Source organism: Euzebyella marina, from assembly GCF_014855515.1.
GTDB lineage: Bacteria > Bacteroidota > Bacteroidia > Flavobacteriales > Flavobacteriaceae > Euzebyella > Euzebyella marina.
Genome location: NZ_JACYFK010000002.1, coordinates 806,648 through 827,849 on the forward strand (window position 1 = coordinate 806,648; position 21,202 = coordinate 827,849).

17 protein-coding genes and 1 riboswitch are annotated in these 21,202 nt (G+C 40.0%); of the genes, 7 read left to right on the forward strand and 10 right to left on the reverse strand.

Annotated features, from left to right (window positions below; all coding sequences use genetic code 11):
- Positions 1-242 precede the first annotated feature (242 nt).
- Together IL356_RS12360 and IL356_RS12365 are read left to right on the forward strand one after the other, a co-directional pair.
- Entirely contained in the window at positions 243-1,316 is a 1,074-nt protein-coding gene (locus tag IL356_RS12360; RefSeq protein WP_121848711.1) for a polysaccharide biosynthesis protein, read from the forward strand.
- Between the two features lie 270 nt (positions 1,317-1,586).
- Positions 1,587-2,777 carry a glycosyltransferase family protein gene (locus IL356_RS12365; protein WP_121848710.1) on the forward strand — a complete coding sequence of 397 codons (1,191 nt, stop codon included), beginning with the start codon at positions 1,587-1,589 and terminating at the stop codon, positions 2,775-2,777.
- A gap of 82 nt (positions 2,778-2,859) precedes the next feature.
- Here IL356_RS12365 and IL356_RS12370 read toward each other — a convergent pair whose 3' ends face one another.
- From IL356_RS12370 to thiM, 5 genes are all read right to left on the reverse strand, one after another.
- Positions 2,860-3,375: a DUF5004 domain-containing protein gene (locus tag IL356_RS12370; RefSeq protein ID WP_121848709.1), complete on the reverse strand. Its 516-nt coding sequence runs from the start codon at positions 3,373-3,375 to the stop codon at positions 2,860-2,862.
- Positions 3,376-3,552: 177 nt separating this feature from the next.
- On the reverse strand, positions 3,553-4,203 hold the full coding sequence (gene tenA / locus IL356_RS12375) for a thiaminase II (RefSeq protein WP_121848708.1): 651 nt from the start codon (positions 4,201-4,203) through the stop codon (positions 3,553-3,555).
- Positions 4,187-5,023 carry a bifunctional hydroxymethylpyrimidine kinase/phosphomethylpyrimidine kinase gene (thiD, locus tag IL356_RS12380; protein ID WP_121848707.1) on the reverse strand — a complete coding sequence of 279 codons (837 nt, stop codon included), beginning with the start codon at positions 5,021-5,023 and terminating at the stop codon, positions 4,187-4,189. Before thiD ends, tenA begins: the two co-directional genes overlap by 17 nt.
- Positions 5,020-5,658 carry a thiamine phosphate synthase gene (gene thiE / locus IL356_RS12385; protein WP_121848706.1) on the reverse strand — a complete coding sequence of 213 codons (639 nt, stop codon included), beginning with the start codon at positions 5,656-5,658 and terminating at the stop codon, positions 5,020-5,022. Before thiE ends, thiD begins: the two co-directional genes overlap by 4 nt.
- On the reverse strand, positions 5,655-6,455 hold the full coding sequence (thiM, locus tag IL356_RS12390; RefSeq protein WP_121848705.1) for a hydroxyethylthiazole kinase: 801 nt from the start codon (positions 6,453-6,455) through the stop codon (positions 5,655-5,657). Before thiM ends, thiE begins: the two co-directional genes overlap by 4 nt.
- Positions 6,456-6,519: 64 nt before the next feature.
- A riboswitch (TPP riboswitch) is annotated at positions 6,520-6,618 on the reverse strand.
- A 181-nt stretch (positions 6,619-6,799) separates the two neighbouring features.
- Here thiM and IL356_RS12395 point away from each other — a divergent pair.
- Complete coding sequence (locus IL356_RS12395; protein ID WP_121848704.1) at positions 6,800-7,648, forward strand: AraC family transcriptional regulator; 849 nt, start codon at positions 6,800-6,802, stop codon at positions 7,646-7,648.
- A 10-nt stretch (positions 7,649-7,658) separates the two neighbouring features.
- Here the strand turns inward: IL356_RS12395 and IL356_RS12400 are convergent, their stop codons facing one another.
- Complete coding sequence (locus IL356_RS12400; protein ID WP_121848703.1) at positions 7,659-9,287, reverse strand: carboxylesterase/lipase family protein; 1,629 nt, start codon at positions 9,285-9,287, stop codon at positions 7,659-7,661.
- An 85-nt stretch (positions 9,288-9,372) separates the two neighbouring features.
- Between IL356_RS12400 and IL356_RS12405 the strand changes: the two genes are divergently transcribed.
- From IL356_RS12405 to IL356_RS12415, 3 genes are read left to right on the forward strand one after another with little or no spacing between them, the layout of a single operon-like run.
- The gene (locus IL356_RS12405; protein WP_121848702.1) at positions 9,373-10,095 is read left to right on the forward strand and encodes an NUDIX hydrolase; all 723 of its coding nucleotides are present in this window, start codon (positions 9,373-9,375) and stop codon (positions 10,093-10,095) included.
- A 20-nt stretch (positions 10,096-10,115) separates the two neighbouring features.
- Entirely contained in the window at positions 10,116-13,727 is a 3,612-nt protein-coding gene (locus IL356_RS12410) for an alpha-L-rhamnosidase (protein WP_121848701.1), read from the forward strand.
- A 37-nt stretch (positions 13,728-13,764) separates the two neighbouring features.
- Positions 13,765-14,685 carry a sugar phosphate isomerase/epimerase family protein gene (locus IL356_RS12415; RefSeq protein ID WP_121848700.1) on the forward strand — a complete coding sequence of 307 codons (921 nt, stop codon included), beginning with the start codon at positions 13,765-13,767 and terminating at the stop codon, positions 14,683-14,685.
- Between the two features lie 154 nt (positions 14,686-14,839).
- On the opposite strand, the gene IL356_RS12420 is transcribed toward IL356_RS12415, so the two are convergent.
- The 3 genes from IL356_RS12420 to IL356_RS12430 form a co-directional block, all read right to left on the reverse strand.
- Positions 14,840-15,244: a response regulator gene (locus IL356_RS12420; protein ID WP_121848699.1), complete on the reverse strand. Its 405-nt coding sequence runs from the start codon at positions 15,242-15,244 to the stop codon at positions 14,840-14,842.
- On the reverse strand, positions 15,245-16,387 hold the full coding sequence (locus tag IL356_RS12425; RefSeq protein WP_121848698.1) for a sensor histidine kinase: 1,143 nt from the start codon (positions 16,385-16,387) through the stop codon (positions 15,245-15,247).
- A gap of 278 nt (positions 16,388-16,665) precedes the next feature.
- Positions 16,666-17,157, reverse strand: a complete 492-nt coding sequence (locus IL356_RS12430; RefSeq protein ID WP_121848697.1) for a hypothetical protein — start codon at positions 17,155-17,157, stop codon at positions 16,666-16,668.
- A 390-nt stretch (positions 17,158-17,547) separates the two neighbouring features.
- On the opposite strand from IL356_RS12430, the gene IL356_RS12435 reads away from it, so the two are divergent.
- A complete protein-coding gene (locus tag IL356_RS12435; RefSeq protein ID WP_225621476.1) occupies positions 17,548-19,308 on the forward strand; it encodes a SulP family inorganic anion transporter in 1,761 nt (586 codons plus the stop codon).
- Between the two features lie 104 nt (positions 19,309-19,412).
- On the opposite strand, the gene IL356_RS12440 is transcribed toward IL356_RS12435, so the two are convergent.
- Complete coding sequence (locus IL356_RS12440; protein ID WP_121848695.1) at positions 19,413-21,200, reverse strand: ribonucleoside-diphosphate reductase subunit alpha; 1,788 nt, start codon at positions 21,198-21,200, stop codon at positions 19,413-19,415.
- Between the last annotated feature and the right edge of the window lie 2 nt (positions 21,201-21,202).

A 21,202-nucleotide genomic window follows, 5' to 3' on the forward strand; every position in this document is an offset into this window, starting at 1 on the left:
CAGCACCCTTTTTTTATTTGGGTTCAAAGCGGTGCACAAGTCTCTTTTAAAGCAACCAGGTCAGGCGCATCTGGTTGCTTATTTTTTTAGCGGTTATATCATCTGGTAGGCAAAAAATAGCTCAAAGAAAGAAATTATCCATTCGTCTACAGAAAATTTCCATTGACCCATTTCTCTCTATTCAAGCATTGTTTACTAGTGATATTTGTTAGACAAACAGGTTGCTGAACAGCGCTTGTTCAATGATAACAGAGAACACTGATAATATGGAAATTAATAGAACTTCCCCCGAAAGGTTGATCATAGGTAGTGCGCTTCTAGCTAATGGAAGCAGCTACCTATACAACCTTCTTCTGGGGCACATAATGGGCCCGGAGAGTTTTATGCTGAAGGCACATACCATTACGCTAATAATCTATTTTATTTTTTTGGGATTTTTGATTCGTCTTGCCTGGGGCAGACTGGGGCGATTATTTAATCTAACTTCAACATCACTAATAACAAATACCATGGGTTGCCGTATTACTTTTGCCTTACTTGCCGTTTTAGGTATTCTATTTTTTTCAGAAGACTTCACGGCGTACTTTACTTTGCAGGAAGCCGGAATCTCTTTAGGAATAGGCATCGCATTTCCCGTCTGTATGATGAAGAAAGTTTTGCCCAAGAAACTTCAACCGCTATTCTTTGGCAACATAAAAAGAGTATCTCGAGAGCACACCAAAAAAATAATCTTCTTATTGCTATTGATTGCCGCTTACGAGCTCGCCCATATCTTTTTGAAGAATAGCGATATATTATTGGTGAGACAATATTTTAGCCAAACAGAAGCTACCCTTTATACGTCTATAGCGTTGGTCGGAAGGGGAATTTATTTAATCGCTTGGATTTTTTTAATCGTGATTGCCACCAAATTCGTCAATTATAAGAAGTCTGGCGTCTTAACGGCCACGGTCATTAAAAAATACATCATGCGAACCGCCCTCTTGCTAATGGGTTTATTAATGGTTTGTTACTTATTTCCTGAACAGATTATTAATTATTTATTCGGTCCGGAATACTTATCAGTGGCCTCCTTTCTTTGGCAACATGCCTTAACGACTTCACTTTTTATAATGGCCAACATTTTCACATATTATTTCATGTTCTTAGGAGAGTACCTTCCCATTCTCTTTTCTGTGCTTGTAGGTATTGTTCAAATGTTACTAATGAGCATTTTCAATAGTAGTATGGATCTAGTGGTACAACTGCAAATAGTTGCCATGGTTGCACTTTTAACGGCCAACGCAATCTTCTTCTATAGCAGAACCATTAGGTAGACCACTGCTTGAGTTTTATTCTTTAAATAACCATTTTGGGCTTCAGTTTCTATTTTGTTCAATTACACCTCTCAGATAAAATGCAACATTATCGGATAAGTGAATTTACGATGTGTTTTTTGATCAATCATGAAATTGCTTCTAAGCTACACTAATTTACCATTCGTCTACACCTAGGCCCTAACCGTCATCAAACAACACCTTTGCCCGGCCATAAGTGGGAACTTTGTTTCAGTCAAGTAATTGATGTCCCAAATAAAGAATTGACCTATGAAACTTGCAATCGTGACCGCCTATCCCCCGAGCGAATCAAAACTTGCCGAATATGGTTCGCAACTTGTAAAGCATTTTAGAATGCAACCAGAAGTATCTGAAATCATTCTATTGACTGAAAAACATAAAAAGCAAATTATAATTTCAGAACAAGGTTGCCCCGTAACCGTTCAGCAATGTTGGAGTTTTAACGGCTATTCAAATATTATTAAAGTGACCCAAAAGGTACTCCAGTTCAAACCGGATGCCGTTTTCTTCAACCTTGAGTCCTTAACATTCGGGAATAAGAAAATACCAGCTACCCTTGGTTTTATGATTCCTTTTTTCAGTCGTGTTACCGGAATAGCCACTATATCACTATTACATTCCCTACCAAATAGTATTTCGGACTATAAAGGTTTTACACTCAATGAGCCGAAGGGTAAAAAATATGGTCGTAGCTTGACTAAAATGGTTCTTGCCTCAGATTTAGTGGCCGTTACTAAAGAAAGAATGGTCGATTTGCTAAAGGAAAAGTTTGATGCCGCTAATGTTGCCAAAGTACCTTTCGGAACTTTTGATAGCATGCCCGAGCCGGATTATCGTCTCTCGGGAGATAAAAAACAGGTTTTGACCTTCGGTGAGTTTGGGTCTGACAGAAAACTTGCCAATCTACTGGAAGCTGTACAACGCATTCGCGCAAGAAGAGAGAATTTAGATATAGAGGTAATTATTGCAAGTACTGAAAGTGTTCAAAACCCTGGCTATATAGACAGTGTTCAAAGAAAATTCAAACATATGCCCGATGTTCACTTTGTGAACGTTAAAAATCGAGAAGAACTGGCCGCCATCATTGAACCATCTGCCTTGGTCGTTCTGCCTGAAATGAAAGACACCGAAAATCTAAAAGATATTCAATTTGCCGCAAGCCATGGTAAAGCACTAGTGCTTCCGTATTTCGAAAACCTCAACCGGGCTATAGAGGAATGGGGCTACCGAAGCGAAGTTTACACCCACGATTGCCCCGAATCGTTATCGGAAGCTATTGAGAACGTATTGGTATTCAATTCTTATAGAATACATCTGGGGATGGCCAATTACAAAGCCTATGTAGCACACCCTATTGAAAACAGTATTCGATTGTATATTGAATATTTCAAGGCAATTAAACAATCGAATCAAAAGAATCTTGAAAAAACCGGTTACTAAAAGTTAGATCTAGGTTTAGGTCATGTGCAGAAAGGGGAAGGTCTGGTCAACCATTCCCCTTTCATTTTTATGCACAGTTATTTTACTGCTTGGTGTAAGTAAAAGTTACCTCGGTCTGAACCGTTGCACCTTGCACATTGGTCACATTAAAGACTTCGGAGAAATTGAAGGCCGAAGAATCTTCATTAAATTCGATAGCCAAATTTTGAATATTACAAGAGCCTACTAGGCTAATGGTATTGCTTGCCAATTGCCAAGTACCTGCCAAGTCAACCTGACGCTCACAACCAGAAGCACGAAGGCCCTGTTCAAAAGTGTAACCGCGGTTACTGCTAAAGGTATAAGCCCCATCTCTTTGACAATCGCTGTATTGGGCATATATATCGGTTGAAGGGTTTTCTTCGCTATCGTCTGTAAGGTCAATTTCTTCTTCCGAAACGATTGCAGTCAATAGCCATTCACCTACCATTTTCTCTTCAGTTGCCGCCAAAGCCCCTGTATAATCTTCTGGGCATTCAATCTCGTTATCTGAGTTACAGCCTACTAAGCCAAACATAACTACCCCTAACCACGAAATTGAATTAAATCTGATTTTCATATAAAAGTTCAAGTTTTAAGTTCTTGTACAAGATGAAAACCTGGGGCAAAGGTTGCCTTTAAATAGCTTAAAATTTTGTAAAAGCGGGATAAAGAAGTATTCCAACCATAAAATCAAAACCCTTATTTAACTGATCAATAACCGATTACCTAACAGTAAAAAAAATCAATTTGAAAATTATTCCCACTTTTTCAAATGGTACGCACTGTTCCAAAATTCATATTCAAGATGGCTCGCTGTTTTAAACGCTTCGGTCATTTTTGTCAGTTGCGCTTTTGTTAACTCTTTTGCGGCTGCATCCGTAATGTTGATTGCTTGTTGGGTAATCAAGCCAAATTCTTCACCCGCGTAGGTATCTATCCATTTTTGATAGGGATTCCCTTCTTTTTTCTGATTTTCGTAAATATAATCTCCCACTCTTTTATAAATCCAAAAACAGGGTAAAACAGCGGCCATAGCTACCTCAACTTGATCTAAGCTGGCCGTACTTTTTAAAAAGTGACCATAGTGGTGGCATGTTGGCTGAATCTTACCTCTTTCATATTGCTGAAATTCTTCAAAATACGATTCATGCAATGCTTTTTCGACAACAATAGCACCTTCGGCGAATTTTATGTATGCCAAACTATCTTCTACTTTATCGACCCTTGCCCCAATTATAGCCAAAGCCCTACCAAAATGGTCTAGGTAAAAGGCATCTTGAACCATATAATATTGAAACTTTTCCAAGGGTAAGGCACCATTCATCAACTCGGTGATAAAAGGCATTTCAATAATCTTATCGTAGATAGGTTCTATGGTTTTCCAAGCGCTATCGCTCCAATTCATTTTTAATAAGTTTTTCAGGATTAAAAAAATGGTTTAACGGTCCGTTGCCATGGCCTACCTGTACATTCTTCCCGTGATAAATAGCTTTATGTACAAATTCCTGACCTTTACCAACGGCCTCTAAAATAGATTCTCCTCTCGCCAAATAACTGGCAATAGCAGAAGAAAGGGTACAGCCCGACCCATGTGTATTATTGGTGTCGTACTTTTGATAACTAAATTCATGTACCTCTCCCTGTTTAGTAAAATATAAGGAAGTAAGATGCTCTGTTTTTAAATGGCCACCCTTTAACAATAAACCTTGTACACCTAAATCAATTATACGCTTTCCGGCCCGATACATGTCTTCAACACTCTCAATTTTCATGTCGGCCAAAATAGCTGCCTCATCTAGATTGGGGGTTATCAATTGCGCCAAAGGAATCAATTGTTTGGCAATCACCTCAATGGTATCATCTTCAATCAATTTGTGGCCGCTTGTGGCCACCATCACTGGATCAAAAACGACCGGCACTTGCGTATGCGAATGAAGTGCTTTGACTATGGTTTGAACCAGTTCACTGGTATGCACCATTCCTATTTTAATTGCATTTGGAAAGATATCTTCAAATATGGTCGCCAATTGTTCTTCAATAGCCGCATTGGGAATAGAAAATATATTCTTTACTCCCATGGTATTCTGAACCGGAAGGGCCGTCAAAACCGAGGTTGAGTAACAACCTAAGGCAGAGGCGGTCTTAATATCGGCCTGTAGACCGGCTCCACCGCTTCCATCAAAACCTGCAATGCTAAGCACCGAGGGATATTTATATTTTTTCATAATGCTCTTTCTATTTCATTTCTCAAAATTTCGGCCGCCAAGACCGGGTTTTCGGCCTTACAAATAGCAGAAACAACGGCAATGCAATCGGCGCCGGCACGTATAACTTCCGCCGCATTTTGCTTGTTCATATTACCAATGGCCACAAGTGGCTTATCGGTTAAAGTCCTAATTTTCGATACCCCATTTAGTTTCCATTCTGTAACGGTATCCGTCTTGGTCTCAGTGCTGAATACCGGGCTAATACCTAGATAATCCGATATTTTAGTCTTTTCGGTATTAAGCTGTTCTATATACTCAATCGAGTATCCGAGACAATGAGGTGATGACCACTGTGATTTTATTTCAATTGGTGAGAGGTCATTATTGCCTACATGAATACCAAATGCCTCTACCCTACGGGCAACATTTAAGTTATCATTGATGATTAAGGGCACATTGTGCTTTACTAAAACCTCCTTTAGTCGTAAAGCCCTGTCTAAAAACTCAATATCGCTTAGGGCCTTCTCCCTTAACTGCACTATATCTACACCGCCTTGTACAGCTTGTTCAGCAACTTCCAGAAAATTTCTACCCAAACAGCTTTCTTCAGAAATAACCAGGTAAAGGCGGTATGGAAACGCATTAGTTATCATTCTACGGAGAATTTCAACAGACTGGAGAATTCTTCTGCGGTTAGGTTGTGGAGTTTATCCAAAAGGTGCATCTGCAAACTTCCAGGTCCGTCTGCATTTTTAGCAGCTAGTTCTCCTGCCACTGCCATTAACGACATTGCCGCAGAAACGGCTTCTAGTTTATTATCTATAACCGCAATAAAAGCTCCGATAATCGCTGTTGCAGAACAACCAAGACCGGTAACCTTGGTCATCAACTCATGACCGTTCTTTAAAAACACCTTCTTTTTTCCGTCAAGAACAATATCCGTTTTTCCGGAAATACAAACGACCGAACCGAACGCTTCGTTGATACTTAAACCGGCTTCAATGGCCTCATTGCTCTCGGCGGTACTGTCAACACCTTTCGTAGGCGTTGTATTCAGTTTCGCCAATGCCATTATTTCTGAGGCATTACCGCGAACTACCGTCGGTCTGTAATTAAGTAATTCCGATAAGGTTTGATCTCTAAAACTAGTGGCTCCGGCACCAACCGGATCGACCACAAATGGTTTGCCCAATGAGCTCGCCTTATCGGCTGCCAAAAACATTGATTGTTGCCAGTATTCATCTAATGTTCCGATATTGATTACGGATGCCTGGCAGATATTTACCATTTCCGGTATTTCGGAATGTGCATGTGCCATAATGGGCGATGCGCCTGTTGCCAAGAGAGCGTTCGCCGTATTGTTCATCACCACAAAATTGGCTATGTTGTGCACTAAAGGCGATTTTTCTCTAATAGATTCTATGTGGTTCCAAAGGGTAGTACTGTCCATAATTATTTTGAATTAAATATTATGGCAATAGGTAGTATCTCTCTTTGATGAAGAAATAAAGAAGAAGATGATACGAACTTTTCCCTACGCTGGTGTCAACCAAATCAGGTTCAAAGGGACTCTCTCAATTCCATTTAAAAAAGGAATACCCCTAAAGCCGAAACAAAGATACTATTTTCAATGACTTGCCCTTGCCTTTTCAGAAAAAGTACAAATGGCGAAAGTAGAAGGATTATTAGGAATCTGATTTCATAAGTTCGACCATCAAAAAACAACATAAATCATACTATTTTACACTTCTTTTATTAATTTAACCCTCTTCAACGCATATATAATATCATTCATTGAAGGCATTACCGTTTAATATTCCGAAGCCGAAGAACGAAAGTCTTGTGTTTCAAATCGATAGGGAGCATATTTTTTATGAGCAGTTTCATCAACATGAAGAAATTCAAATCAGCTACATTGTTAGAGGCACCGGAACTTTGATAGTCGGTGATTCTATCAATGAATTTAATTCGGGAGATATTCTTATAATCGGTGGCCTCATACCTCATGTTTTTAAAAGTGAGCCCATAAATGATGATGATTCAGAAATGTTCACCCTCTTCTTTGCCAAGAATTCTTTCGGAAACGAATTTTTCAATTTGCCCGATTTGGTAGCGACCAAATCTTTTTTTGAAAAAGCCGAAATGGGAGCGAAAGTGATTAGCCACAAAAGCGAAATTATTGAATGGTTTCAAAAGCTGCCCAACAGCGATAAGATTGAACAATTGGGTATTTTACTTAAGATTTTAGATACTATTTCCAAGGCTAGAACTAGTCGTTTGTCGAACTTTATCTACAAAAAGAGCTATACCGACATTGAAGGAAAGCGAATGGGTGATGTGCTGAAATTTGTCATGGACCATTATTCGGAGCAAATAACCCTAGAGCAAATTTCTGATGAAGCACATCTAAGTAAAAATGCCTTTTGTAGGTACTTCAAAAAAAGAACCAATAAAACTTTCTTTCAATTCTTGATTGAAATACGAATTGAGAATGCCTGCAAGCTTTTGGTCAATGAACCCGAACGCGCCATCACATCTATTTGTGAACAATGTGGTTTTAACAACATGGCCAATTTTAATAGAAAATTCAAGGCTTTAAAAGGATGTACACCTTCGAATTATCGCCATAAATTCACCAATTAACCAAACGCCTTTAGTTTTTATAAGACTCATCTAAAAATAAATAGCGCGCATCGTTTTTAGCATCGACCGACTTACTTTCTGTATTGATAACCATTACTGGCGGGGCCGCATCCTTGGCATCGGCATTTGGCCATTCTGGAAGGTTCTCACCGTTAGGGTTTCCATTGATAATGAAGTTGGCAAAGAAATTTTGCATGGTCTCAGAAGTCCTGTAGTCATCCGCCGTCCATGCGTAATCATCGACCAAATGAAGGTTTCCCATACAGTATTCTATTTCACAGGCGTGAGGTGCACCAATCGGCTCCGGTGCTTTCGGTGCATTCGAATCTTTAGATACAGTACCACCGGCCAAACCTGAGGCCAAGTTTTGGTCTTTTAAAGGTGGACGAAGCTTGCTATACAAATAACGGTACACCGGTTGGTCACTGTTTTTTCGATGCAGGTCGAACCATTTCCAAGTGCTGTATACGATGAACCGGTCAGAGGCCAAATCGGTCGCCGACTGTTCTACTTCGTTTTCCGTATTATGAGGATACAATTTTAAAACCTCGTTATATTTCTTAGGATAGACCTCCCTCACCTTTGTGGTAAATTGCTCTTTTGTATAAGGGCCTTGAGTAAATGCCATACCAGGTATTTCAGCTGAATTCCATCCTAACAGAAGAGGAACTTGGGCCTGTTCTTTCGCATTGAAGATTTCTGGAAGGCTTTTGGGTAAAAAGTAATTGTCAATGACCATTGGAAAGCCGAATCTTTTAGATTCATTGTAAATCTCATAGACCTCTCTAGTGCTTAACTTTCTAAAATCTACTATACTTGAATAGCCAGCATTTTTTACGAATTCGGCACCTTGGTTTTCAGCTTCCTCCAAAGATACCGGTGCCATTGTAGGATGAATGGCTGCACCGCTTTCGCCGATGGCCCCAGCTATTAAATTTTTGCTTAAAGGAGAGGCCATTTGGGCACTTACCCCTATCGACCCGGCCGACTCCCCAGCGATAGTTACTTTGCTCGAATCTCCGCCAAATACCGAAATGTTCTTTTGAACCCATTTTAAGGCGGCATGTTGGTCTAGCATACCGTAATTGCCCGAAGCTTTGTAAGATGCCTCTTTGGTTAGTTCAGGATGTGCCAAGAAACCAAAAATATTCAAGCGATAGTTTGTGGTCACAACCACCATACCCTTCTTGGCCATACTTTCACCGTCATATCGTGGTTCGGAAGCGTCTCCTGCCACATTTCCGCCTCCGTAGAAATAAACGAGAACCGGAAGATTTTTGGTATCTCTCTTAGCGGGGGTCCACACATTCAAATAAAGACAATCTTCACTAACACCGTTCGAACGAGACTTCATATCACCAAAAACCATGGTCTGCATAGGTCGCGGACCAAATTGTTTGGTTTCTTTAACACCTTCCCATTTGTCCAGTGGTTGTGGTGCCTTCCACCTTAAATCACCAACGGGCGGCTTTGCAAAAGGCACACCAAAATAGGTTTGTATTCCCGTGTGCGTATTATAATTACCTTCTATAACCCCCTGTTCAATTTTTACCTGCACCGGAAAGGCATTTAAATCTTGTGCTTTAAAATTTTGCGTACTTACAAGACCGACCATTATAAGAATTATGTAATTTTTCATACCCTTTACTATTATTGTCTCATTTTGTTACAATAATACTTTGTTTTTATTGAATTTTGGGCTTCATTTGAAAAAAAAGTGATTTTTGGCAAATAAGGAAAATAGACCGTTACCCAGTATCGATGAGTACCTACCCCATATAGCCTATGATTTGGTTATATTTGGTTTTAACGGTAAAAGTTTAAAAATACTCTTGTTAGAATACGATAACACTTCTTTTTTTGCGTTGCCAGGAGGTTTTATCAAAAGAGATGAAAACGTTGATGATGCCGTAAAAAGAGGGCTTGAAGAACGAACCGGGCTTAAGAATATCTTTTTGGAACAGTTTTATACCTTCGGTAATGTTGAAAGACCGAAACCGGAGGTCATGCGAACAATTTTAGAAGCTAATGGTTTCGACCCTAAAGACGGTCATTGGCTACTCGATCGGTTCATTTCGATTGCCCATTACGCGCTTATCAATTTTGATGAAGTAAACCCAAAGCCGGATAGACTCTCAAAATCGATAAATTGGTATTCTATTGATGACCTACCCAGTCTTATGATGGATCATAAGGCTATTGTGCTCAAAGCTTTAAACGTGCTTCGTAACAACTTAGAAAATAAACTGGTAGGCATCAACCTTTTACCCGATAAGTTTACCATGAAAGAACTGCAAATGGTATATGAAACCGTACTAGGCGAAAAGCTGAGAAGAACCACTTTTCAACGAAAAATGCTGAATAAAGATATATTAACGCGTCATGAAAAACTCTTTACCGGCGGGGCACATAAAGCGCCCTATCTGTACAGTTTTAAAGAGCACTAACAAGGCCGTAGGCACTATTTATGAAAATATTTCAACTCAACTTGATTATACTGGCTTTTTTTGCCACAACCATAGTATGGGCCCAATCGAACATTGACCATCTACAAGTAGAATATCAACCTACGCCCTTAGGCATCGACGTACAAACGCCCCATTTTAGTTGGCAAATGGTTACCAAAAACGGCGTAAGGGGTCAAGCTCAATCGGCCTATCGAATATTGGTCATCGATGAAAGAGGCCGTTTTGTTTGGGATTCGGGAAAAGTCGATGACCACCATTCCGTTGGTATAGCATATGAAGGTGAGCAACTTGCCCCTACCACCCGATACGATTATACAGTAACTGTTTGGGACGAAACCGGGGAAACCAGCGCCAATTCATCTTCTTTCGAAACCGGACTAATGAAAACTGATATTTCTGCATGGAATGGCGCCCAGTGGATTGGAGGCGGTGATGATGACCTCGTATTCAATTCCCATTACCTATCCGTTTTCAAATTCGGTTATTCCATAAAGCTAGATCAGAAATCCAAAAGTTCAAAAGCGAGCTTTTTGTTAGGTGGAAACGACCCTCGACTTATGGACAAAAACTTGAACATTCAAGGTGTTGAAAATTCACAAGACCAGTCATACATAGCTTTTGAGCTTGATATTTCAGAATTGAACGGTTCAGAAACCGGTATGGCCCGATTAAACGTTTACCGGGTCGGTTACTCTGCCGAAGATTCTAAAACAGAGCCTTTCCGCTCCTTTGAAATTTCAAGAGACCTTATCAACGACAGTAATAAATATGAACTTCACACCGTCAATGCCGAGTGCGTTTTTGGCTTTTTTCAGGTATGGCTAGATGGCACTGAAGAAAAGAACAAAGTTTCTACAAATGATGATCAATTTCCGCCCCCAAGGGGTAAAGTTGGTTTTAACCTGAATCCCGTCGGTCGTGGTAATGATTACATCAGTTTTCCGATGGTGGGCGATATAGGTTTCTCCGTTGACAAAGACCAAAGTGCTATTTTCAGTAACGTTCAGATAAGAAATTACAGAAGTCCATCTAATCTACTTTTTCAAGAAAATCTTGATTCCGTTCAAAAGGAAAGTATTTTCTACAGTAAAGCGGACAAGGCTTTTAGCATAACACCAAATGGTTACGAAATCAGCGGAAAGAAGGGGTCGATGCTCGTATTGGAAAACCCTAGTAAACATGGGACTCCCATGCTACGCAGCACATTTAGCAGCGAGAACAAATCCATTGCAAAAGCACGGCTGTATGTAACGTCTAGGGGTATTTATGAAATTTACCTCAATGGCAATCGTGTTGGCGACGACTACTTTAACCCGGGTCTCACTCAATATAACAAAAGCCATATGTACCAAACATACGATGTAACTGATATGGTCAGAAATGGCGAAGCCAATGCGCTGGGAGCTTGGTTGAGCGAAGGCTGGTGGAGCGGTAATATCACCTATACCGGCGAAAACTGGAATTACTTTGGAGACAGGCCTTCTTTACTTGCCCAAATGATTATAACCTACTCCGATGGGTCAGAACAAAATATCGTTTCAAACGATACGGATTGGAAGCTGTACACCTCTGGGCCCATCACCTATGGAAGTTTTTTTCAGGGCGAGGTTTACGATGCCCGTCTAGAAGATAACATTAAGGGTTGGAGCACTACCAATTTCGATGACAGTAATTGGAAAAAGGCAGTTCAAGTTCCATTAACGGGTACTACTTTTCAGGATAATGATTTGAATTATGATTCTCTTAAACTTATGGGGCAAATTGGCCGAAATGCCAAGGTCGTTAAAACTTTAAAAGCACAAAGCGTCGAAGAAGTAAGACCGGGTGTTTTTGTGTACGATATGGGTCAAAACATGGTCGGTGTACCAAAAATAGAACTGCCCAGTGGCTCCAAGGGCGATACTATTACCCTACGTTATTCCGAAGTCACTTATCCAGACCTTGAGGAATATGGAAGTAATGTGGGTATGGTAATGCTAGAGAACATTCGTGCCGCACTGGCACAAGACATTTACATAAGAAAAGGAGGTAATGAAACAATTGCACCGCGCTTCACTTTTCACGGCTATCGCTTTTTGGAAATCTCGGGTATAAATGAACCCCTACCACTTGAAAAGGTCACTGGTCAAGTAATTAGTTCAATTGATGAGCTAGCCTCAAACTATCAGACCTCAAACGAATTGGTCAATAAACTCTGGGAAAATATTACTTGGTCCCTTCGTGGTAATTTCCTGTCGATACCGACCGATACACCGGCTCGAAACGAACGAATGGGATGGAGTGGCGACATCAATGTTTTTTCTAAGGCAGCGACCTATTTCACCCAGGCAGAACCATTTCTTCGAAGACATCTATTGGCGATGAGAGATATTCAAACTGAAGAAGGCCGCTTCACCGATGTAGCACCCGTTGGTGGAGGCTTTGGTGGTACGCTATGGGGCAGTGCCGGTATCATCATCCCTTGGGAAATGTACTTACAGTATGGCGATTTAGAGGTGCTTCAAGAACATTATGGCGCCATGAAAAAATATATGGAGTTTCTCAATTCTAAAATCGATACGGAGAGCGGAATTTTAAACGAAGGGCCATTGGGCGATTGGTTGAGCCCCGAGGGATACAAAAATGACGATACTTTTTTTTGGGCATCGTATCACCTTTATAATCTGGAAATACTATCCAACGTAGCAGAATTATTGGGCAACGATAGTGATGCGGAAAGTTTTAAGAAACGATATGATGAGCGCAAATCGTTTTTAAACGCTACATACCTAGATTCACAAACCGGAAAAACATTGCATTTGGGCCACCAAAGCCTTCGCTTTGGTCCTCCCCTGCCTGCTGATATGCAAAAAGAAAAAGGTGATTTTGTCGATACCCAGGCTTCCTATGCCATTCCCTTGAATTTGGGTGTTTTGAATGAAGAGAACCATCAAAAAGGTATTGAACATTTGGTGGCTACCATCAATCGTGAAAATACCGATGATTTGGGTCAAATACGCCCCGAATATAGTTTGATGACCGGTTTTATCGGCACGGCATCTTTGAACCATGCCTTGTCAAAAAATGGTAGGCACGAGACCGCTTATAAACTATTGCAGCAAACCACCTACCCCTCTTGGCTCTACTCTGTAGAGAATGGTGCGACCACCATATGGGAGCGCCTTAACTCTTATACCGTTGAAAATGGTTTTGGCGGAAATAATAGCATGAATTCATTCAATCACTATTCATTCGGCGCAGTTGCCGCATGGATGTACAATTATTCCCTAGGTATTCAAAGTGACCCAAAAGAGCCCGGATTCAAGCATATTATACTTCAACCTACCCCCGACCCTACCAAACAAATGAAATGGGCGAAAGGCCATTATGATTCTATGTACGGTAAAATTGAGAGTGAGTGGCGATGGGCAGAAAACGGATGGGATTATAAGGTGACAATCCCCGCTAATACCACTGCCACTTTGTTCATTTCAACAGACAACATCAAGAATATTAGTGAGAGCGAAAAGAAGGTGGGCAAGCTAAAAGAAATAAAAATTCTAGCTGAAGAAGAAGAGGCAATTAAGCTTCAATTAGTATCAGGAAAATATCAATTTCATATCAAAAATTAACTTATTTATTAATTCAAACATTTAAAACTCAATAACAATGAAAACCAGTTTAGTAAAATACATGTTGGCACTATTTATCGGTGTTAGTATCATTTCTTGCAAGGAAAACGCCAAGAAGGCCGAAGAACAGGTGGATGCCGAACCGGAAACGGAGGTTTCGAACGAAGATTATGGTGGTTTGGCACTTTACACGGTAAGAGAAGATATGGGCAAGAATGCCAAATCTACCCTTCAATCGGTGGCAGATGCAGGTTATGCCTATATTGAAGCCGCAGGATATGAAGAAGGTAAATTCTATGGAATGAGCCCGGAAGAATTCAAGAATTATCTAGCGGAGCTTTCGTTGACTCCTGTAAGCACTCACCAAGGTGCGGTTACCCTTGAGAATGCCGAACAGATGATGAAAGATGTGAAGGATGCGGGTTTTGAATATTTTGTTATTCCGGTTCCTCCGATGGGTATGTTCAAATTTGACCCTGAGACCAGAACATTGGGAATGACAGGATCACCACAAGACTTGGCCGATATTATCAACGAACTGGGAAAAAAGGCAGACGAAGCAGGTCTCCAGTTACTGTATCATAACCATGATTTTGAGTTTATGAAAGATGCGAACGGTATAGTACCGATTGACTATCTTTTGGAAAACTGCGACCCAAAATATGTGAACTTTCAAATGGACCTTTATTGGGTGACCAAGGCAGGTGCCGACCCATTGGCCTATTTTGAAAAGTATCCGGGTCGTTTTAAGATTTGGCACGTAAAAGATATGGATGATCAAGGTAGGTTTGCACCCGTAGGTGAAGGTCAAATTGATTTCAAAAAAATATGGGACAAGAGAGATCAATCGGGCATGAAATTCTATATGGTCGAACAAGACATGACTTTTGATGGAATGGAAGCCTTAGACGCTATCGAAATCAGTCACGAAGGTTTAAAGAAATTCGGCTTTGAGTAACCAACATTTCTTGGAAAGTTGAAGTCGTACTTCATCATAATAACAAAAAGGCCCATTTTTTAAATGGGCCTTTTCTACTTAATCTCAAAAACTCACTATGATAACCTAAATCTTAATTTCATTTATGTATTAAATCTTGGTGCTTTTAATTTGTTTAAGCAACTCGGTTTAAGGATATTTTTAAGAGGATATCCTCTATTTTTGGATAGCTCAATGGCTTTTCCAAAAAATCGACTACCGAGGTAAACTCATTTGATTTTTCTCGATCACAAGGGCGTAAAGAAGATGTAACGATTACCACCTTCGAATCGGGGCACATATTATTGGCTTCTTTCTCCGCCAGAAATTCAAACCCATCCATTATAGGCATATTAATATCGAGAAATATGATATCTGGGCATGTATTGTTCTCTATATAGGTTAGGGCATCAAGACCATTTTCGACACAACTTACATTTTCAATACCTAAGTGGTTTAGTTTGTGAGTAGCCAAATAATTGGCAACCGAATCGTCTTCAACTAAAAGGATGCTAAACTCTTTGATAATCTGTGGTTTCATTTATAGGTATATTTTAAACTCTGTTCCTTTATTTACTTCACTTTGAACCTCAACGTGTCCGCCCCTAGATTGGGCAATAGACTTCACGATATATAAGCCTACGCCTTGACCTTCAACATGGGTATGCATTCTTTTGAAAAGACTAAAAACCTTTTCTTCGCCCAACTTATTATTGAAGCCGATACCGTTATCCTTGATTTCGAGAAGTATTTTTTCTCCCTCTTTTCTGGTGGTAATATGAATTAAGGGTGACCGCTCTGGGTGCATATATTTGATGGCATTCACAACCATGTTCTGCAAAATGCTATGCAATTGTAGGTTGTCAATAAAAATGGTGGGGCAGGCGCTAAAATCGGAAATGATCAAGGCTTCGGTTCGAGAGATTTCTTCTGAAATTTCGTGTCTGATATCCTCTAACACTTCGTTAAAAACCAATAATTGAGGGTTTTTCCCGAGATTCGATTTTAATGATATCACATTGTTAAGAGCATTAATTCTATTAATCATAATTTCGGAGACCTCTTCTAACTTCTGAAAAATAGGGTGCTCGGCCAAGTTCATTGATTCATCTTCGCGAAGAATATCCAAAAGGGTGGCTACATTAGTTAAAGGTGCCTTTAAATCATGGGCCGAGACATATGAAAACTCCTCCAGTTCTTCATTTCTGGTCGATAGACTTTGGTTCAACTCTTGCAAGTTTGCCTTAGTAACTTCTAACTCGTTAATGGCATTGACCAACTTGGTAGTATCTTGAGCGGCGATACCCAGGCCTTCTTCTATTTTAAATACTTTAAGTGTAATCATGTAGACCTCACCATCTACCTCAAGTTTCAAGTGGTCAACATTAATGCCCCTGCCAGTTCTTATGACCTCTTTATAAGCATTGATTCTGCCGCTATTTTTAGACTCAGGAAATATGTCGGTCAAATTCTTACCAATAACATCTTCCCTTTCCTTTGAAGTCAATAACAAGGCAACTTGATTGACGTCAACAAAATCTAAGTTCTCATCTAAAATGATGAATGGTGAATGCGCATTATCGAAGAAAGTTCCTCGGTGGCAAACTTGATCGGTTTCTGGTCGCTTTACAGGCCTGTAACCAAGTTCAGGTCTAATAAAACTAATAATTTCTGAGGGTACCATTTTATTCGGGTTTTGAGATTAATTTGCTGCTAATTTATTGTCGCACTTATATAACCCGCTCTGCCTGTAGATGGAAGAACTTTTTCGTTCGGTGAATGGAAAATGCAAGTCGTCGAATTGTCATTTCCAACCAGTCAAAAATAGGCTAACCCTCTGCATTTCAACTATTAAAACAACACTTCAACGACTTTGATTTATTGCATTAAAAAACCCCTTGGGTTGAGACCAAGGGGTTTTAATAGTTTATGTGTTTATTTAAGTTCTACCGCAATAAGTAATTACTGGTTTCCTCTCCACTTTTCATAGGCAGAAAACTGATCGGCCGAAAGAATACTTTCTAATTGACGGTCTCTTTCATCATCTACCGTACCCAACATTTCACCATTGGCAGAACTTCTTTGCTTTTCTTCAAAATCATCCATCGCAGCTTCAAAGGTCGTGATTTGGTCATCGGTCATATTGATGGCCTCATACATATTGGAACTATCTAGGCTACCCATGGTGGTCGTAGTATTTGCCCCTGTATTGATATTTGCGTTTCCACCAGTAGAACCATTTGCTCCTTGAATTGAATTGGCACTTATCTCTGCATTTTCGTTTGAAGACATCTCATCGTCGGTCTCATCATTTGAATTCATGGCAGTCTCACTACTTTCTACTTGTGCCGTGTTTTCAGGGTTTAAAGTGGTCTCTGCATTTATTTTAGAAGAGCCACAGGCCGACATAATGACCAATGCCCCCATTGCCGTTAAAATTGTATACTTTTTCATTTGATTCGTTTTTAAAGGTTACTATGTTTTGACAGTGCAATTTACCTTACAACAGTTCTTTGGTGTATCGCAAACAAAAATATATTTGACCTTTTAAGAAAAGCCTTTTTGACTGGCTTTGATGTTGGTCAAGTGCTAAATGAGCAATAAGTGGTAATCGCTTCACGATTTTAATATAAAGCTTACGATATAAGCTCACTGTTTATATGACTTCAACCCATGCTAATATTGAAACTATGAAATGCCAGGGCCTAATTTTACCTTTCAAAAGGGCTGGGACGATTAACGTTATTTCGTAGGAATTACTACCTAAATTGTAGCTAATCCGCTTAAAATGAATTAGAACTTCCCTGAATATATGTACTCTGTAACCTAGGTTACTCTGCAACTATGGCTATTGAAATACTTTTGACACAGGATAACTTTCTACCTATGTTCAAAAAGAGAATTCCTATTCTGGCTTGGTTACCCAATTATAAAAAAGAATGGCTTAGCGGGGATATCTCTGCGGGTATCACTGTTGGCGTAATGTTAATACCACAGGGGATGGCCTATGCCATGATTGCCGGCCTACCTCCTGTTTTCGGTTTGTACGCATCATTGATACCCCAGATAGTATATGCCTTCTTGGGTACTTCAAGACAGCTTGCCGTTGGCCCGGTGGCTATGGATTCTCTTCTGGTGGCCTCTGGCCTAGGCGCATTGGCCATCTCCGGCATTGATGAATACATTTCAATGGCTATCTTTTTAGCTCTTTTTATGGGTATCATACAATTCACCTTAGGCTTGCTGAAAATGGGCTTTCTGGTCAATTTTCTATCCAAACCTGTCATTAGTGGATTTACTTCAGCCGCCGCTATCATTATAGGCTTTAGCCAAGTAAAGCACCTATTGGGTTCAAATTCCATAATTATTGAAAATCAAGGACTTTTTGACAAAATCGGTATTACACTACAATCAATCAGCATGGCCACGCTATTGTTTGGCGTCAGTGCCATTATTTTCCTGAAAACGCTCAAGCTCATACATGAAAAAATACCTGCGGCCCTGATTGTCGTATTTTTAGGAATTTTTCTTTCTTACCTATTTGACTTGCAATCATACGGGGTGACAGTTGCTGGCATCATTCCACAAGGGCTACCCTCTTTCAAAATTCCCGAAGTAGATTTTACCAGAATTTCAGAGCTCTTATCCATTGCCCTTACTCTAGCTTTGGTCGCATTTATGGAGGCCATTTCCGTTTCAAAAGCCGTCGAAGCAAAGCATGGGGACTATGAGGTAGATGCAAATCAAGAATTAATCGCGCTCGGCACGGCAAATATGATCGGTTCCTTCTTTCAATCATATCCGACCACAGGCGGTTTGTCTCGAACTGCCGTAAATGATCAAGCTGGTGCTAGGTCAGGTATAGCTGCTTTTATCAGCGCTCTCATAGTGGGGCTTACCCTCCTATTTCTTACTCCCCTTTTCTACTATCTGCCCAATACCATTTTGGCCGCTATTATTATGGTGGCTGTAATGGGGCTCATTGATTTAGACTACCCCATTGCCCTATATCGAAACAGAAAGGATGAATTTTTGTTGCTTGCCGCAACTTTCACATTAACACTTATTATAGGTATCAAAGAAGGCATTCTTTTGGGAATGCTCTTCTCGTTACTGCTATTAGTCTACAGAACCAGTAAACCTCATTTAGCCATTTTAGGAAGAATTAAGGGAACCGACTATTTTAAGAACATTGACAGGTTTGCAGATGATGTCGAAAGAAATGAGAAAGTCATCATCGTACGTTTTGACTCACAATTATATTTCGGAAATAAAGACTACTTCAAAAGGGAGCTTTTAAGGATTATCGAAAGGAGTACTGCTATGCCCGAAGCTATAATTATAAAAGCAGAACCCATCAATTATATAGATAGTAGTGCCATGTTCATGCTTGAAAGTTTGATTGAAGAATTAAAACATAAAGGAATCAAGGTTTTATTCTCTAATGTCATTGGGCCTACAAGAGATATTATTCAAAAAACTGGATTATTAGAAAATATTGGCAAGCAACACTTCTTTGTAAATACTATAGACGCCTATAATTATGTACTCAACCAAAGCCCCAGTAACGAGATACAGCGTAAAATATCCTTACAAGCATTATAATCTTAAAGGCCAATAAGAGGTTTTTTATTTCTTTGGAAAGGATGAAGATTCATAAAAAAAGCCCTTGATATTTCAGGGGCTTTCTTTTACTATCTGGCGAAAAACTAAGCTTCGCAACTAGTACATTCCTTCTTCTGTCTGAACTTTTGGGCTGCATTCATACTGTGCTGATAATACATTGATTTAAGCCCCAGCTTCCATGCTGTAACGTGAATCTTATTGATTTGCTTAACTGGCATTTCCGGATGTACAATAATATTTAAAGACTGCCCTTGGTCGATATGATGCTGACGAGCCGCCGCTTGGTATACAATATCCAACTGATCCAATTCCGAATAGGTCTTGAAAACAGCCTTTTCTTCATCGGTTAAAAATTCTAGATGCTGTACAGAACCATCGTGGTCGCGAATATCCTTCCAAACCTCGGCCACGTTCATTCCCTTTTCTTCTAGAAGTTCCATCAGGTAAGGATTCTTAATCGTAGTCTTGATTTTGGCAATATCCTTTACATAACAGTTCGACCAAATAGGTTCAATACCCTGAGACACCTGACCTAGAATAAATGCCGAAGAAGTGGTCGGGGCGATTGCGTTCAAAGTAGCATTACGTCTGCCATATCCCTTCAAAACATCCGGTTCACCAAACTTGACCGCCAACTCAGAAGATGCTTTATAAGAACGCTCTTTGATTTCCCTAAAAATCTCGTTGTTAAGATTATAAGCTTCTTGACTGTCAAAAGCCAATCTTTTCGATTGTAGCAGCGAATGCCAACCAAGGGCACCCAAACCTAAAGCCCTGTTTTGCTTGGCAAAATTGTAAGCTCTTTCCATAAACAAAAAGGTCTGTCTATCCTCCCTGTTCGAAGAGTCTCTATAGGCCTCTAATTTTTCTATAAACTCGGTAATGGTAGCATCTAAAAAGTAAACCATCGTTTCAACCGCATCGGTATCCTTCCACTTGTCGTAGTGCAGTAGATTGATACTCGAAAGCACGCATACAAACGACCAATTATCATTTGAAGGTAGCATGATTTCAGTACATAGGTTGCTAGCGTGTATTTTATAGTTGTTTTCTTGATACACCTCTGCAGCGCCGTTATTGGCATTATCGGTAAAGAATACATAAGGGTATCCCATTTCACCTCGTCGTTGTAACACCTTTGCCCAAACGGTACGTTTTTCAACATCGCCATCTATCATTTCTTGCATCCACTCATTAGTGACAGTTACACCATGGGTAAGTTGTTGAATTGGGTTACCTTCTGTACCTATTTCTAAAAACTCAAGAATGTCTTTATGCTCGATAGGCAAATAAGGTGAAAACCTACCTCGTCTTACCGAACCTTGACTGACCACGTCGACCATTGATTCGAACAATTGCATAATATGAACAGCGCCTGAGGCTTGACCATTATTTTTAACGGGAGCCCCTCTGTGCCTGATGTTACCAAAATAACCGGAGGTACCGCCTCCTAATTTAGACATCATACCGACCTCAGATTGTGTATAAAGTATATTGCCCATATCATCATCGATGTGTGAACCGAAGCAACTGATTGGCAACCCACGTTTTTTACCAAAGTTCGACCAAACGGGTGAAGCCAAAGAGAAAAAGCCTTCTGACATATAATGGTAAAACTTGTCAGCATAACCAGGTATCTGAAGTATTTCTTCCGCTCTCTCGGCAATTTCACGAATACGACCTTCTGGGGTTACCCCATCGGTCAAATATCCAGAAGCCAAAAATTTGCGGCTATTTTCGTTGAGCCATGCAAAATTGCCTTCTGCTGAATTAGATTTTAATTCGGCCAAGGCATTCTTTCGCGCGTTGACCAAATCGATTGTTTTGTTTTCTTGCTCGGTGCTTGATAATGTCTGTGTCTTGTTATCCATTT